The sequence below is a fragment of the Streptomyces sp. CC0208 genome (assembly GCF_003443735.1).
In the GTDB taxonomy this organism is placed as follows: domain Bacteria; phylum Actinomycetota; class Actinomycetes; order Streptomycetales; family Streptomycetaceae; genus Streptomyces; species Streptomyces sviceus.
Map to the genome: position 1 here is coordinate 4242247 of NZ_CP031969.1, position 15015 is coordinate 4257261.

11 protein-coding genes are annotated in these 15015 nt (G+C 71.7%); 3 read left to right on the forward strand and 8 right to left on the reverse strand.

The genetic code is table 11. The annotated features are described in order from the left end of the window. Nucleotides 1-476: 476 nt before the first annotated feature. The 5 genes from D1369_RS19395 to D1369_RS19415 form a co-directional block, all read right to left on the reverse strand. Nucleotides 477-698: a hypothetical protein gene (locus D1369_RS19395; protein WP_007383474.1), complete on the reverse strand. Its 222-nt coding sequence runs from the start codon at nt 696-698 to the stop codon at nt 477-479. Nucleotides 699-898: 200 nt separating this feature from the next. Then, nucleotides 899-1429 carry a TerD family protein gene (locus tag D1369_RS19400; RefSeq protein WP_037900848.1) on the reverse strand — a complete coding sequence of 177 codons (531 nt, stop codon included), beginning with the start codon at nt 1427-1429 and terminating at the stop codon, nt 899-901. Nucleotides 1430-1547: 118 nt separating this feature from the next. Beyond that, on the reverse strand, nt 1548-2342 hold the full coding sequence (locus D1369_RS19405) for an inositol monophosphatase family protein (protein WP_162951024.1): 795 nt from the start codon (nt 2340-2342) through the stop codon (nt 1548-1550). A 102-nt stretch (nt 2343-2444) separates the two neighbouring features. After that, entirely contained in the window at nt 2445-3671 is a 1227-nt protein-coding gene (locus D1369_RS19410; RefSeq protein ID WP_118083146.1) for a sensor histidine kinase, read from the reverse strand. A 524-nt stretch (nt 3672-4195) separates the two neighbouring features. Beyond that, nucleotides 4196-6400 carry an MMPL family transporter gene (locus D1369_RS19415; RefSeq protein WP_037903513.1) on the reverse strand — a complete coding sequence of 735 codons (2205 nt, stop codon included), beginning with the start codon at nt 6398-6400 and terminating at the stop codon, nt 4196-4198. A 238-nt stretch (nt 6401-6638) separates the two neighbouring features. On the opposite strand from D1369_RS19415, the gene D1369_RS19420 reads away from it, so the two are divergent. Further along, entirely contained in the window at nt 6639-8255 is a 1617-nt protein-coding gene (locus D1369_RS19420) for an alpha/beta hydrolase (protein ID WP_050789730.1), read from the forward strand. Between the two features lie 52 nt (nt 8256-8307). On the opposite strand, the gene D1369_RS19425 is transcribed toward D1369_RS19420, so the two are convergent. Further along, nucleotides 8308-8802 (reverse strand): hypothetical protein, encoded by a 495-nt coding sequence (locus tag D1369_RS19425; RefSeq protein WP_007383467.1) that lies wholly within the window; start codon nt 8800-8802, stop codon nt 8308-8310. A gap of 278 nt (nt 8803-9080) precedes the next feature. Between D1369_RS19425 and D1369_RS19430 the strand changes: the two genes are divergently transcribed. Beyond that, nucleotides 9081-11915, forward strand: coding sequence for a transglycosylase SLT domain-containing protein (locus tag D1369_RS19430; RefSeq protein WP_037900842.1), 2835 nt, complete (start codon nt 9081-9083; stop codon nt 11913-11915). Between the two features lie 394 nt (nt 11916-12309). On the opposite strand, the gene D1369_RS19435 is transcribed toward D1369_RS19430, so the two are convergent. Continuing rightward, nucleotides 12310-12927, reverse strand: a complete 618-nt coding sequence (locus D1369_RS19435) for a phosphoribosylanthranilate isomerase (RefSeq protein ID WP_007383465.1) — start codon at nt 12925-12927, stop codon at nt 12310-12312. Between the two features lie 127 nt (nt 12928-13054). Here D1369_RS19435 and D1369_RS19440 point away from each other — a divergent pair, with 127 nt between their 5' ends. Continuing rightward, nucleotides 13055-14623 carry a CBM35 domain-containing protein gene (locus D1369_RS19440; protein ID WP_202477045.1) on the forward strand — a complete coding sequence of 523 codons (1569 nt, stop codon included), beginning with the start codon at nt 13055-13057 and terminating at the stop codon, nt 14621-14623. A 54-nt stretch (nt 14624-14677) separates the two neighbouring features. Here D1369_RS19440 and D1369_RS19445 read toward each other — a convergent pair whose 3' ends face one another. Further along, nucleotides 14678-14998: an antibiotic biosynthesis monooxygenase gene (locus D1369_RS19445; RefSeq protein ID WP_037903511.1), complete on the reverse strand. Its 321-nt coding sequence runs from the start codon at nt 14996-14998 to the stop codon at nt 14678-14680. Nucleotides 14999-15015: the final 17 nt, after the last annotated feature.

Consider the following 15015-nt stretch of genomic DNA (forward strand, 5'->3'; position numbering starts at 1 on the left):
ACTGTGCGGAATCACCGCCTGACCACAGCACGCGCACAGGGCGTCCTCAGAAGGGGTCAAGGCGTACGAGGGACGGCGCGCCGACGTGTTGACGGGCGCGCGGAAGCGGACGCGGCAAAGGTACGGCCGGCGGAGGTCCGCTCACCTCGCGGGCAGGGCGAGGTCGACTGCCAGGGTCCGGGCCCCCTGGCTGGCCGGCGCGAGCCAGGGAGACGGCCCGGCTCAGAAGCACGTCCACTGGGTGATCCGCACTCCGGACGGCAACGGCTACGGAGGCGGGGTCTCGCGTCAGGTACAGAGGGGAACTAGGCCGCTTCCGCTTCCGGCCGCGGGAAGGTCTCGTCCTCGTCGTCCCCGAAATCCGGGGCCTGGAAGGGGTTGGTCGTGGGGGGCGGCAGGGCCGCGGGGGTGCGCTGGGGCTGCCCTTCAGGGGCCGAGAACAGCGAGGTCAGATCGATGAGAGAGGGTCCTTTCTCCTACAGCTTGGTCATCTTCGAGTACGGACTCAGGATCCGCATCTGCGACGAGCCGAAATCGACGAGTACCGCGATTCCGTCCTCGACGCCGATCACGCGGCCGAGACCGTACATGTCGTGTGTGACCTGGTCGCCCACGGCGAAGTGCTTGGGAGCGGGTGCGACCGGTGCCTTGAAGGGGCTGGTGGGCAAGTGACGCTTCTGTGCAGCAGGCTTTGTCATCCTCCTCAGTATGCGCCTACGGCCGCCCGGCCCGCGCCGTCTGTCCAGGACCGATACGAACACGCAACGGGCCACGGCCCGCGGAGCCCGTCGCGAAGATCGCCGAGAAGGGCCCGGCAAGGGGCGCGGCGACGGGATTCTGGTGCTTGGCGGCCTCGCGGACGCCGCCCTGGACCAGGCCGCCCGGTGAGCCGGACCCCTCACCCCCGTACGCCGCCCATCTCCGCCATGAAGCCCGCGGGGTTGCTGTCGAAGCCCCGGATCAGCTCCCCGAGGTGCCACGCCCCGGACGAGTCCCGGGTGAACTCCGCGATCGTCGCGGCCGTGGCATCCGCGACGCCCGCGAAGTCGTCGGCCAGCAGCTGCCGGTAGCCCTCGACGACGAGCACCCCCGCGTGGGTGAGATCGCCGAAGGTGCGGGGGCCGCCGGTCTGGTGGATGGCGACGCCGACCACCACCCGCCCGTAGGCGGACGACAGGCGCTCGAACTCCAGCTCCATCACCTCGACGAAGCCGAGGCCGCGGCCTGTCTCGCTGTGCCGGGTCATGGTGATGGTGCCGTCCGGCGAGCGGCTCTCGGTGTGCACGACGTACTCCGGCGGCCCGTACGGGTCGCCCGCCGCGTAGGTCGCGGCGACGATGTCGAGGTGCCGGGCCGGTTCCCCGTAGGGGCTCGGGTCCCACCTGAGCCGCACCTGGACCTTGCCAAGACCCGCACCATCGGCATGCATCAAGCCGCTCCCCGTCAAAGTTCCCCGGGACTCCCCCGCTGGTTGAAGTATGTGCTCCAGCCGGCCTCTTGATACCCCACTGACGGTTGTCTCCTGGTCAGATCTCGTCCAGGAACCGTCAGCCGGCCGCCGCCCCCGAGCTGCGCCAGAGGCGGGCCGTCTCCTCGGCGGCGCCGGGCGCGACCAGCAGCAACGGCTGGTTGTGGGACGGGAGTTCGGGCAGGGCCACCGCGCCCGCCTCCCGCGCGATCAGCAGCGCCGGGAGCCCGTCGACGGCATGGAAGGAGCCGATCGCCGCCGCCGTCGCCCGGCCCGCCGCGACCTGTGCGAGGGAGAGGGCCGTCGAACCCATCACCCGCACCGTGCAGTGCCGGTCGGCGAGTTCGGCGAGGAGGGCGTCCATGCCGGGCCAATGGGCGTGCGCGGCCCACTCGGTGAGGAAGACATGGCCCGTGAGGGTGGTGTGGGCGGCCGCGTGCACCCGGGTGCCGTTCAGATACGCCCCGCGGCCCCGGACCGCGGTGAACGTCTCGCCGCGCCACGGGTCCGCCACCACGCCGAGCAGCGGGGCGCCGTCGGCGGCGGCCAGACCCAGCGAGAAGGAGCACCAGCCGAGTCCGTGCGCGTAGTTGGTGGTGCCGTCGACCGGGTCGATCACCCAGTGCGGGGCGCCGGCGGAGCCCTCCGTCGTGCCGTACTCCTCGCCGACGATCCCGTGGTCGGGGAAGGCCCGCCCGAGCACCTCGCGGGTGTGCGCCTCCACCGCCTCGTCGGTGGCGGTCACGATGTCCGCGGGCCCGTCCTTCTCCCGCACCTCGGCACCCGGGTCGCGCGGGCGCCGGATCGCCTCCGACGCCCAGGCCGCGAGTTCCGTGGCGACCTCCAGGGCCCTGTCGAGATCCACGTCAGCCATGCCGGCCACCCTACGGGGGCGGGGCCCGGCGGCCGGCGACCTTCCGGTGAACCCCGGATGGCCCCTGCCCCACGGCGCTGCTCCACCGCGCTGTCCCGCCCCTCACCCCACCTCGTCGCCGCTCACCGACGGCTGCAGGGGCAGGGCCGTGCTCACCTCGAAGCCGCCCTCCGGGCGCGGCCCCGCCCGCAGCTCGCCCCCGATGGAGTGGGCACGTTCGCGCATGCCCATCACGCCGAAGCCCTTCACGGGCTCGGGAGCGGCCGCGGTGGGCGGGCCCTCGTCGGTGACCGTGATGAGGAGGCGGGGGCCGTCGTAGACGAAACGGACGTGCGCGGCCTGGGTGGCCGCGTGCTTGGTGACGTTGGTGAGCGCCTCCTGCACGATCCGGAAGGCGGTCAGGTCCACGCCCGGGGAGAGGGGCTGCGGCTCGCCCTCGGTGGCGACGGTGACGGTGATCCCGGCGGAGGCGCACGAGGAGACCAGTTCCGGCAGCCGGGCGAGGCCGGGGGCGGGCTCCAGCGGGGCGCCCTCGTCGTCGGTCTGGCGCAGCAGACCGAGCGTGGCCTTCAGTTCGCGCAGTGCGGAGGAGGTCGTGCCGGTGAGGTCGTGCAGGATCTGCTGGGTCTGGCGCGGGTTGGCGAGCGCGAGGTGCTCCGCGGTACCGGCCTGGGCGTTGGCGAGGGCCAGGTGGTGGGCGACGACGTCGTGCAGCTCCCGGGCGATCCGCATGCGTTCCTCGGTGACCCGGAGCCGCGCCTCCTCCTCCCGGGTGCGTTCGGCGTGCTCGGCGCGGGCCTGCGTGGCCTCGAGGTAGGCCCGGCGCAGCCGGGTCATGGTGCCGGCCGCCAGCGGCAGCAGCAGCCAGAAGAACGGGCCGATCGTGCGGAGCAGCAGCGACAGGTGGTCCATGGAGTCGGACACGGCTGCCGCGACCGTCAGCGCCGCCATGGTGGCGAAGCCGTACAGGCGGATCGTCTGCCGTTCGGTGCAGGTGGCCAGCCAGTACAGGGACGCCATGACCGGGGCGAGGAGAAGGGGGGTGAGCAGATAGCCCTGTGCGATCACGACGGTGGCGCAGACCGCGTTCACCACGACGGTGACGCGGGGGTGGGTGCGGTGCAGGAACAGGGCGAGGCAGGAGGCCCCCAGGAGGAGGACGGCGGCCCTGTCATCGCCCGGCGGGTCGGCATTGGGCAGGGTGAGTGAGGCTCCGAGGGCCGCGGAGCCCATCAGTGCCGCGATCAGCGCCAGGTCGACGAGGAAGGGACGGCGGTCCGCGAACTCCTCCAGGCGATCCGTGTAGCGCCGCTCCGGGGTGGTGGTCATCGGGTCTCCGGTGGTGGGCTCAGGCACCCATGGTGAGGCAACGGGGCGGCCCGCGTCGTACGACGACACCGGCCACGTGCAGGGCAGCAGGACGTCCTCGAGCACGGCAGCAGGCGTCCTCGGGCGCGGCGTGCGGGGCGTGCGGGGCAGATCCGGGTCGAAGTCGGCGGGATGCCCCAGCACCGCCCGCCCCGCCGTGACGTCCCGAGCGACCAGCGCGCCCAGGCCCGCCAGATCCTCAAGAACGGCCGCGCCGCCCGCCAGTGCGGGGCAGATCCGGGTCGAGGTCGGCGGGATGCCCCAGCACCGCCCGCCCCGCCGTGACGTCCCGAGCGACCAGCGCGCCCGGGCCCGCCGGATCCTCAAGGACAGCCGCGCCGCCCGCCGCGGCCGGAGCGGGCGGGCCCGCCGAGGTACTGACCGCCCGGACCCACGCCGCCCCACTGCGCGTCGCCGCCGTACACCGCGAGGCCGGCCGCCTGCAAGAGGCGCAACGCCGGGCGGCCCCTGGTGGGGGGTGGCGGTCAGACGCGTGCGGCCTCCTGGTCGGCGGGGGCGGGCTCGCGGGTGTCGGCCGCCCTGGTGAGCCCCTCGCCCTCGACGTCCACGCGGGGCAGGGCCCGGTCCAGCCACCTCGGCAGCCACCATGCCTTGTCGCCGAGCAGGGTGAGCACGGCCGGCACGATGGCCATCCGGACCACGAAGGCGTCGAGCAGGACGGCGGTGGCCAGGCCGAACCCGATCATCTTGATCATGGAGTCGCTCTCGCCGATGAACCCGGCGAAGACCGCGATCATGATCAGGGCGGCGGCCACGACCACCCGGGCGCTGTGCCGGAACCCGGAGGTGACGGCCTGGTGGGCGCTCTCGCCGTGGACGTACGCCTCGCGCATCCGGGAGACCAGGAAGACCTCGTAGTCCATGGCGAGGCCGAAGACGATGCCCACCAGGAAGATCGGCATCAGGCTCATGATCGGGCCGGTGGTCTCCACGCCCAGCAGTCCGGCGCCGTGTCCCTCCTGGAAGACCACGACGACCGCGCCGAGGGAGGCCAGGACGGAGAGCAGGAAGCCGAGGGCCGCCTTCAGCGGGACGAGCAGGGACCGGAAGACCACCATCAGCAGCACGATCGCGAGACCCACCACGACGATCAGGTACGGCACCAGCGCGGACTGCACCTTCTCGGAGATGTCGATGTTGAGCGCGGTGGTGCCGGTGACCTCGAAGGTGGCGCCGGTCGCGGACTCGACGCCGGGGCGCTCGCCGCGGATGGTGGTGACCAGGTCCTTGGTCCTCTCGTCGGTCGGCGCGGTGGACGGCACGACCGAGAAGACGGCGGTGTCACCGGCCTCGTTGAAGCGGGCCGGGGAGACGGACACGACCCCCTTGGTCGCGCCTATCTCCCGCGCGATCGTCGAGGCCGCCCCCTTGGCGTCGTCGTCGCCCTCGGCGTCCACGACGACGGTCAGCGGGCCGTTGAAGCCGGGACCGAAGCCCTCGGCGAGCGCGTCGTAGGCCCGGCGCTCGGTGGTGGAGGTGGGCTTGGCCTCGTCGCCGGGCATGCCCAGCTGGAGGGAGGTCATGGGCAGCGCGAGGGCGCCGAGGCCCACCACACCGAGCAGCAGCACGGGCAGCGGGCGGCGCAGCACGAACCGCGCCCAGCGGGTGCCGCCGTTGTCCTTGGCCTCCGCCTCGCCGGGGCCGCTCCTGCGGGCCTTGCGCGTGAGGACCGCGTTCGGCCAGAAACCGAGGAGTGCCGGGACCAGGGTCAGCGCGATCACCACGGCGACGACGACCGCGCCCGCCGCGGCCAGGCCCATCTTGGTGAGCATCGGGATACCGACCACCGAGAGCCCGGCGAGGGCGATCACGACGGTCAGGCCCGCGAAGACGACCGCGGAGCCGGCCGTACCGACGGCGAGGGACGTCGCCTCCTGCGCTGCCCGCCCCTTGGCGCGTTCCTCGCGGTAGCGGGAGACGATGAACAGGGCGTAGTCGATGCCGACGGCGAGGCCCAGCATCATCGCCAGGGTGCCGGTCGTGGTGGACAGGCCGAGGGCGTCGGCCAGGGCGAGGATCGTGGCCATGCTGACGCCGACGCCGATGAGCGCGGTGAGCAGCGGGAGTCCGGCCGCGGCCAGTGAGCCGAAGGTGACGAGGAGGACGACCGCGGCGATCGCGACACCGATCACCTCGGCCGCGCCGCCCGCGCCGCCGCGGTCGGCCACGGCGGTGCCGCCCGCGTCGACGGTCAGCCCGGCGTCCCGGGCCTCGTCGAGGGTCTTCTCCAGCTGTGTCCTGCCGGCGTCGGTGAGGTCGTCGGCGGCGACCTTGTAGGTGACGGTGGCGTACGCCGTCGTGCCGTCCTTGCTCACCGTCTTCGCCTGGAAGGGGTTCACGGCGGACGCGACCTGCGAGCCGTCGGCCAGGTCGGCGACGGCGTCCTCGACGGCCTTCCTGTTGCCGGCCGCGGTGACCTTCTCCCCGTGCGGCGCCACGAAGACGACCCGGGCGGTCGCACCGTCGGCGGTGGTCCCCGGGAAGCGCTGTTCCATGAGGTCGAACGCCTTCTGGGACTCGATGCCCGGCATCGAGAACCCCTCGTCGGCCGCGCCGGGCGCCTTCAGGGCTCCCAGCCCGACGGCGGCCAGGACGGCCGCCCAGACCAGGGCGACGTACCAGCGTCGCCGGAAGGCCAGGCGGCCCACGCGGTAAAGGAAAGTAGCCACGGCGGGGGTCTCCACATCTGATGCCGAACGGTCCACCCAGGCTGTCGGGACGAGGACCCCGGTGTCGTCGTGCGCCTGCCGACAATCCCCCGTACTGAGAACGCAGTACGCGGCCGTTCCCGGGTAGGTCCGCGGGACTACGGCGGGGCGTGGGAACCGGCACGCATGTTTTTCTGTGTTCTCTCTGTGAGACCACCAGTTCTTTGAGGCTTGACCAGCCCAAGGGGGAACAAGAGCAGTGAAGTTCAGACGACTCAGACTCGCCGGAGCCGCGGTGAGCGCGCTCGCCGTGGCCTGGACCGCGTCCCCGGTGTCGGCGGCCGCGCAGACCACCCCGGCACCACCGGCCGCCCCGACCGTGCCGACCCTGACCTGGACGGACTGTCAGGACGGCTTCCAGTGCGCGAACGCCCAAGTGCCCCTGGACTACCGGGATCCGCAGGGCAGGACCCTCACCCTGCCCGTCATACGCAAGCCGGCGGCCGACCCCTCCCGGCGCAAGGGAACGCTGTTCCTGCAGCCCGGCGGCCCCGGCAACTCCGGTGTGGACTTCGTGCGCAACAACTACGCCGACCTGCCGGCCGAACTGCGCGACGACTTCGACGTGTTCGGCTACGACGTGCGGGGTGTCGGCCGGAGCTCCCAGGTCGTGTGCTGGGACGACCCGACCTACACCAGGGCCGTGACGGCCGCCAAGGGCGTCCCGGGACCCGACGCCTACGAGCCCGCGGTCCAGCAGGCCGCCGACTTCGACCAGGCCTGCCAGACCAACGCGGGCGACCTGCTGCCGTACGTCGGCACCCAGTACGTGGCCCGGGACATCGACCTGCTGCGCCAGGCCCTGGGCGAGCAGCAACTGACCTACTACGGGCGGTCGTTCGGCTCCTACATCGGTACGGTCTACGCCGCGATGTTCCCGAAGCGGGTCCGCGCGCTCGCGCTCGACGGGGCGTACGACCCGGAGCACTACACGAACCGGCCCTACGCCTACGACCGGCCGCAGTACCTCGCCCTGGACGGCGCCATGAGCCGCTTCCTGGACTGGTGCAAGGCCGACCAGGCGACCTGCGGCTTCGGTGACGGCGACCCGCGGGGGGCGTTCGAGAAGCTGAAGGCCGACCTGGACGCCAACCCGGTGCCCACCGCCAACGGGGGCCAGGCCAACGGCTACACGCTGGTCTACCGGCTGATGTTCAACATCAACGAGGGCAAGGTCATCTGGCCGTCCTTCGGCGAGGCCCTGCGCAAGGCGCAGCTGCGCGACAACACGTCGTTCCTGCTGCGGCCGCCGTCCCCGGCCAGCTTCAAGTTCCTCAACCCCAACGTCGTGGTCGAGTGCGTCGACAAGAAGTACCCGACCGACCCGGCCCTGCTGAAGCGCGAGGTCACGACCAACGCCAGGCTGGCCCCGCTGCTGGGCCCGGCCATGGCGTACGGCCCGCCCACCTACGACCACCAGCACGCCACGGCGTGTGTGCAGTGGAAGGGCGAGCACACCAGCCGCTACGCGGGCAACTTCCACGCGAAGGGCTCCGCGCCGATCCTCGTCATCGGCAACACCGGTGACCCGGACACCCCGTACCAGGACGCGGTGGCGCTCTCCCGTGAGCTCGACAACGGCCGGCTGCTCACCTTCAAGGCCGAGGGGCACACCGCCTTCGGCCGCAGCGCGTGCGCGTCGGACGCGATCACGGACTACCTGGTGGACCTGAAGGTCCCCGCCCGCGGCGCGAGTTGCGCGGACGAGACCCAGCCCCCGTCGTCCACCCCGACGGTGGCCCCGCCCGGCACGACGCTCTCGGAACTCCGCAACGGTGTCAACGAGCGGGTCGACCGCATCGGCACACTTCGCTGACCCAGCGGACGAGGGCCCGGGTCTCCCATGAGACCCGGGCCCTCGCACGTCCCTAGTTGTAGAGCGCGATCCTCGGGAGCACGGTCCCCTGGGCCGCGGGGTTCGTCACCGTGATCCGGTAGACCTGGGTGAGGGTCCGGCCCGCGTGCAGAGTGCGCTGAGCGCCCGTCAGGTCGGTGAAGAGCGTGCCGGTCTGGCTCGCGGTCTCCACCGGCCGCCAGCAGCCGTGCGCGGTGCGCTGCTCGACCACGACGTCCGACGGGTCGAGGAACGGGCCCGCGTCCGGCGACTCCACCAGGAGCTGCGGGGCGACGGTCCGGTCCGCCGAAGTGTCGTTGCGGTAGGTGACGGTGACCTGGTGCTGCTCGCCGTCGGCCACGAGGGCACTGGTGGGCAGGTCCACGAAGCCGACGGGTACGGCGGGCTGTTGGGTCTGTACGGCGGCTGCCCGCGGAGCGGTGGCCGCGGCCGCCGGACCGGCCGACGCCAGACCCGCGACGGTGAGGGCAGCGGCGACGAAGGCCACCTTGAGACGAGTGCTGTTCATGTCCCAAGGAGACGGCAACAAAAGGAAAGTCGTTGACCGATTCTCGTGGATATTTCGTGGATACCACCCGGTAGATCACCCGGGACACCCATTACGGCCATAGCGGACTGATAACTTCCGCGTCACCGGCCTGGGGGAGCGTCGAAGCCGGTACCCCCCACTCCTTTCTCTGAATGACCGGACGGAATTCCTTGCGTACTTTCCGTGAAAGCCCCGGCGGAAGACACCGCTGGCGCGTACCGAGAAGTCGTCGCGGCCGTATAGCGGCGGCCGGCGCGATGTCCCTGGTCTCGCTGGCCCTCATCGCCCCGCTGGCCTCGGCGGCCCTGACCGACCCCGCCGACCCGACGCCCGCCCCGACGGCGGACCACATCACCGACACCTCCCGACTCCCTTCCGGCTGGCAGAAGTCCGGCGACCGGATCGTCACCTACGACGGCGACGGCACCGGACTGCACGTCCTGGTCGCCGACGCGGCCGACGCCTACAAGTGGCACACCGCGGCCACCCTGTCCGAGCCCGGCGTCGACACCGACCAGTGGATCGGCCAGACCTGTGTGACCGGGTCCGGCGACCGCGCCGTCGTGGTCTACGCGCCCCGGCAGGCCGTCAACGACCAACAGGGCTTCCAGCAGGGCGCGTTCGCTGCCGTGGTCGACCTGGCGGACGGCAAGGTGACCAAGCTGCCCGAGCTGGTCTCCCTCGCCTACTTCAACCCGGGCTGCGGCAGCGGCGAACAGGCCGTCCTGACCCGGCCGCAGGGCGCCGGCACGCAACTGCTCACCGTCGACGCCGCGAAGGGAGAGCTGGTCCGGCAGCAGACCGTCGCCGGTCAGCTGACCTCCGCCGTGCCCTTCGGGAACGAGATCGCGGCCGCTCTGGGCGACTCCGTGGTCTCGGTCGACGCCAAGGGCGCGACCAGCACCCTGGCCAGGACCGGCGGCACCCCCTTCCGGCTGGTGCCGGACGCGCACAGCGGGCTCGCCTACCAGGTCCCGGCCGGGAAGAAGGTGCAGGTCCGCCGGGTCACCTCGGCGGGCTCCGACCGGCTCCTCGGCTCCGGTGCGCTCGGCGCCCTCGCGGTGCACGGCAGCGGCGGCCGGGTCTTCGTGACCGGCCAGGACGCCGAGGACGCCGTGCGGACGCTGCCGAAGAGCTGGCGGGCGCTGGACGTGCCGGCCTCCGCCGAGGTCTCCACCACCGGCGGTCTCGCACTGACCTCCGTCGGCAACGGCACCGAGGCGGCCGGCGGCAGGAAGGCGGCGGCGGACATCGCCCCGTCCGTCGGGATCGGCGCGGTGCTGCCCGGCAGCGACAGCACCGTCGACTTCACGGTGAAGCCGAAGATCTCCCGGAAGTCCCAGGGCGCGGAGCAGTCCCCGGCGCTCTCCGACGGGGTGCACACCGACAGCGTCACCCCGGGCGACGACGACCCGTCGACCTCCACCACCGACCCCGACCGCGCCTGCGCCGTCACCCGCAACGACCCGAAGCTCCAGTCGCTCCAGCCCTCGACCGCGCAGGCCGAGTGGGCGACGGACCTCGCCGTGCAGGGCAAGCTGGACGTGCGCCGGCGCAGCGGCTGGAACGGCAGCGAGCTCCCGTCGTACACCCCGCAGGGCCTGTTCCCGTCCACCCCACTCAAGGGCGGCGGCCGGGTGCCCGCGCAGATCATGCTCGGGGTGCTCTCCCAGGAGTCCAACCTCCTCCAGGCGAGCTCCCGGGCGGCGGCGGGCGAGAGCGGCAACTTCATCCAGGGCGGCTACTACGGCAACGCCGGCAGCGTCCACACCGTCAACTGGGCGGCCGCCGACTGCGGTTACGGCATCGCCCAGGTGACCAGCGGCATGGCGAAGGCCGACACCACCTACACCGCCGAACAGCAGCAGGCGATCACCGTGGACTACGCCGCCAACATCGCCGCGGGGCTCCAGATCCTCCAGGACAAGTGGAACCAGCTCTACGACAAGGGTCTGCTCGTCAACGGTGGCGACCCGAAGTACCTGGAGAACTGGTGGCTCGCGCTGTGGGCCTACAACAGCGGCTTCAACCTGCCCAGTTCCACCGACGCCACCGCCCCCTGGGGCCTGGGCTGGTTCAACAACCCGGCCAACGGCCTCTACCCGGCCGACCGCAAGATGTTCCTGTCCTCCGGCTACGACGACGCCCGCAACCCCAACCTGTGGACGTACCCGGAGCGGGTGCTCGGCTGGGCGGCCTACTCCCAGCAGAAGACCGACCCGGCGACCGGGGCGACGGTGAGGGCGTTCACCGTCGGCGACTGGCCCGCGGGCGCCCCCGCGGCCGAGCCCGCGCACGACACGTTCTGCAAGCCCGCCGTCAACGACTGCGACATCACCAAGCCGCACAAGGTCGAGGGGTCGACCCAGCCCGTGGGCCCGTGCCAGCGGGACGACTTCAAGTGCTGGTGGCACCAGCCGGTGAGCTGGACCGACTGCACGGCCACCTGCGGCACCGAGGTGCTGAAGTACCAGGCCGGTGACCCCGAGCCGAAGGTCGCGGCCCCGCACCCGGCCGCCTGCGCGTCCACCCTTCCGGCGAACGCCCTGGTCGTGGACGACGTGCCGAACACGGTGAAGTTCCGGGTCGGTTCCGCCAACCCCTGCGCGGGTGAGCGCAATTGGATCAGCCGGGGCACGCTGACGTTCACCTTCGGGTCGGCCCAGCAGAACGGCGCGACCGTCTACCCCTCGAAGATCGACTTCCATCAGCTGGGGGCCGGCTTCGGTGGGCACTTCTGGCTCACCCACACCCGGGTGCCGTCGTACACCGACTCGGTGGTCACGGGTACCTGGACGCCGGACCGGAAGCTCGGCGGCCGGGCGGAGGTGATGGTGCACCTGCCCGACCACGAGGCCAACACCCCGTCGGCGAAGTACCACATCGACCTCGGTGACGGCACGGTCGTGGAGAAGACGATCTCCCAGGACACCGGCGGCAAGAACACCTGGGTCTCCCTGGGCTCCTACGAGTTCAAGGGCACGCCGAGTGTGTCGCTGAGCTCGGCGACGGCGGACGGCACGGGGGACGCGTCGATCGCTTGGGACGCGGTGGCGTTCGTACCGGTGAAGGGGGTACCGGCGGGGTCGTGAGCGCGGCGACCGTCGTCTTCCGTCTGCCGCGTCGTCGTGGCTGGTCGCGCAGTTCCCCGCGCCCCTACAGGGCGTTGCAGCACCCGAGTCGTCCCTGAACGCCCGCCGTCGGTCCACCGGAGCGACGGCGGGCGTTCCCGTACGTGCGCCCCCGGACGCGTCGGCCCACCCAGGGGCGCGGGGAACTGCGCAACAACTCACGACGAACCCGCACCCGTCAACGACGACCGCCCCGACACGCCGACACCCGGAACGCTCAACGGAAAGCCGACGAACACGGCACCCACCCCAGGGGCGCGGGGAACTGCGCGACAAGCCACAACGAACCCGCACCCGGCAACGACGACCGGCCCCCACAACGCTGCCCCGGCCGAGCACCGGCGCCTCCTGGGAATCACCCCGAGGTGACGGCCCCCGCCCGCGCCGCCTCGACGAACGCCGTGATCAGGGCCGGGTTCTTGACGCCCCGGCTCGCCTCCACGCCGCTGGAGACGTCGACGCCCCAGGGGCGGGTGACGTCCACGGCCTCCCGTACGTTCTCCGGCGTGAGACCCCCGGCCAGGAGCCACTTCTCCCCCGCCCCGGCGACCTGCTTCCTCGACCAGTCCCACGCGATGCCGGAGCCCGGCACCGGGGCGTCGAGGAGCAGCATGTCCTCGCCCAGCTCCCCGCAGCGCGGTACGCGGTCACCGAAGGCCGCCGCGCGGATCAGGGTCCAGCCGCCGCCGGAGAGTTCGTCGTAGTAGGCGCGGTCCTCGGGTCCGTGCAGCTGGACCGCCCCGATCCCTGACTCGGCGGCCACCGAGCGGACGTACTCCAGGGGTTCGCGGCGGAACACACCCACCGTCAGGACGCTCTCGGGGATCCTGGCGGCCAGCCGAGCCGCCGCGGCGGGGTCGATGCGGCGGGGGCTGTCGGAGAAGACGAACCCGATGGCGTCGGCGCCGGCCTCGACGGCGGTGTCGACGTCCTGCTCGGTCCTCAGGCCGCAGATCTTCACGAAGAGCGTCATGCCGCTCACCGTATCTAATTCGTATGTGTGAACAGCGATCACATACACAACCGTTGACGCGCCCATGGCAAGCGCTTACCGTCCGAAGGATACGTGCCCCCGTCGCCGCACACCATGGAGACGAACGATGCACTTGAGACCCCTCATCACCTCCGCCGGCCTCCTCGCCGGCACGCTCGTCGCACTCTCCGGCACCACCGCCCAGGCCGCCACCACCCGCTACGAGGCCGAGACATCCCCCGCCATCTGCACCGGAGCCGTCGAGACCGAGTACGCCGGCTACTCCGGCAGCGGATTCTGCAACGGCACCAACGCCACCGGCGCGTACGCCCAGTTCACCGTGACCGCACCCGCATCGGGCACGGCGACCCTGAGCGTCCGCTTCGCCAACGGCACCACCACCGCCCGCCCCGCGGACATCATCGTGAACGGCTCGACGGCCTCGTCGGCGTCCTTCGAGTCCACCTCCACCTGGACCGGCTGGACCACCAAGACGCTCACCGTCCCGGTGAACGCGGGCAGCAACACGATCCGGCTCAACCCGACCAGCGCGAACGGTCTGCCCAACGTCGACTACCTGGAAGCCGAGACCTCCGGCACGACGACCCCGCCGTCGAGCAGCGCCCTGTACGTGTCACCGAGCGGCACCGACAGCGCGGCCGGCACGGTGACCTCGCCCACCACCCTCACCTCGGCCATCAGCCGTATCTCCGCCGGCGGCACGATCTACCTGCGCGGGGGGACGTACGCCTACTCCTCGACGGTGACCATCCCGGCCGGCAACAACGGCACCTCGGCCGCCCGCACCACGCTCTCCGCCTACCCGGGCGAGACGCCGGTGCTCAACTTCGCGGCCCAGACCGAGAGTTCCACCAACCGCGGGATCCAGCTCAACGCCAACTACTGGAAGATCTACGGCCTGGTCGTCGAGCGGGCCGGTGACAACGGCATCTACGTCGGCGGCAGCAACAACGTCGTCGAGCGCACGGTGACCCGCTTCAACCGGGACACCGGGCTCCAGCTCGGCCGGATCGCCTCCTCCACCCCGGCGAGCCAGTGGCCGGCCAACAACCTGATCCTGAGCGCCGAGTCCCACGACAACGCCGACTCCGACGGCGAGGACGCCGACGGCTTCGCCGCGAAGCTCACCACCGGCACCGGGAACGTGTTCCGGTACGCCGTCTCGCACAACAACATCGACGACGGCTGGGACCTCTACACCAAGACCGACACCGGCGCGATCGGCCCGGTGACCATCGAGTACTCGCTGTCCTACGGCAACGGCACGCTCAGCGACGGCTCACAGGCCGGCAACGGCGACCGCAACGGGTTCAAGCTCGGCGGCGACGACATCGCGGTCAACCACGTGGTGCAGCACTCCCTCGCCTACCACAACGGCCACCACGGGTTCACGTACAACAGCAACCCCGGATCGATGACCATCACCAGCAACGTCTCCATCGGCAACACCGAGCGCAACTTCAACTTCGAGACCGGCACCTCGGTCTTCCGCGGCAACACCTCGTGCGACAGCGGCGGCAACGACCGGTACGCCGGTGACGCCGACAGCTCCAACCAGTTCTGGTCCGGCACCAACGGCTCCCGCTGCGCCACCTACGCGGGCGCCCTGGGCTGGTCCTACGCCTCCAACGGCAGCCTGGTCGTCACCTTCGGCGGCAAGCAGGTCACGCTGTAGGACACGGCGGGACCCCGGGCCCGGTGATCCGGGCCCGGGGTCCCCTTCCTTCTCCTACTGCTTGGGCGCGCCCTGCTGGACGACCTCGAAGGTCCACAGCGTCGAGCCGGAGGCGGCGGGCTTGGGGCGGCCCTGTTCGCCGCCGCCCCCGTGCGAGGCCTGCGACATCCCGGTCATCCACTTCTGGAAGTCCTCCTCGCTGCGCCAGCGCGTGTACACGAGGTAGGTGTCGGTGCCCTCGACGGGACGCAGGAGCTCGAACCACTCGAAGCCGTCCGAGTTCTCGACGGTCCCCGCCCGGGAGGCGAACCGCTTCTCCAGCGTCTCGCGCTGCTCCTCGGGGACCGTGAGTACGTTGATCTTGACAATGCTCATGGCCGCCATTGTGCGCC

Coding starts and splice junctions, on each gene's coding strand:
- D1369_RS19395 (WP_007383474.1), bottom strand. CDS start 698: ATGACAAAGCCTGCTGCACAGAAGCGTCACTTGCCCACCAGCCCCTTC.
- D1369_RS19400 (WP_037900848.1), bottom strand. CDS start 1,429: ATGCATGCCGATGGTGCGGGTCTTGGCAAGGTCCAGGTGCGGCTCAGG.
- D1369_RS19405 (WP_162951024.1), bottom strand. CDS start 2,342: ATGGCTGACGTGGATCTCGACAGGGCCCTGGAGGTCGCCACGGAACTC.
- D1369_RS19410 (WP_118083146.1), bottom strand. CDS start 3,671: ATGACCACCACCCCGGAGCGGCGCTACACGGATCGCCTGGAGGAGTTC.
- D1369_RS19425 (WP_007383467.1), bottom strand. CDS start 8,802: ATGAACAGCACTCGTCTCAAGGTGGCCTTCGTCGCCGCTGCCCTCACC.
- D1369_RS19430 (WP_037900842.1), top strand. CDS start 9,081: ATGTCCCTGGTCTCGCTGGCCCTCATCGCCCCGCTGGCCTCGGCGGCC.
- D1369_RS19435 (WP_007383465.1), bottom strand. CDS start 12,927: ATGACGCTCTTCGTGAAGATCTGCGGCCTGAGGACCGAGCAGGACGTC.
- D1369_RS19440 (WP_202477045.1), top strand. CDS start 13,055: ATGCACTTGAGACCCCTCATCACCTCCGCCGGCCTCCTCGCCGGCACG.
- D1369_RS19445 (WP_037903511.1), bottom strand. CDS start 14,998: ATGAGCATTGTCAAGATCAACGTACTCACGGTCCCCGAGGAGCAGCGC.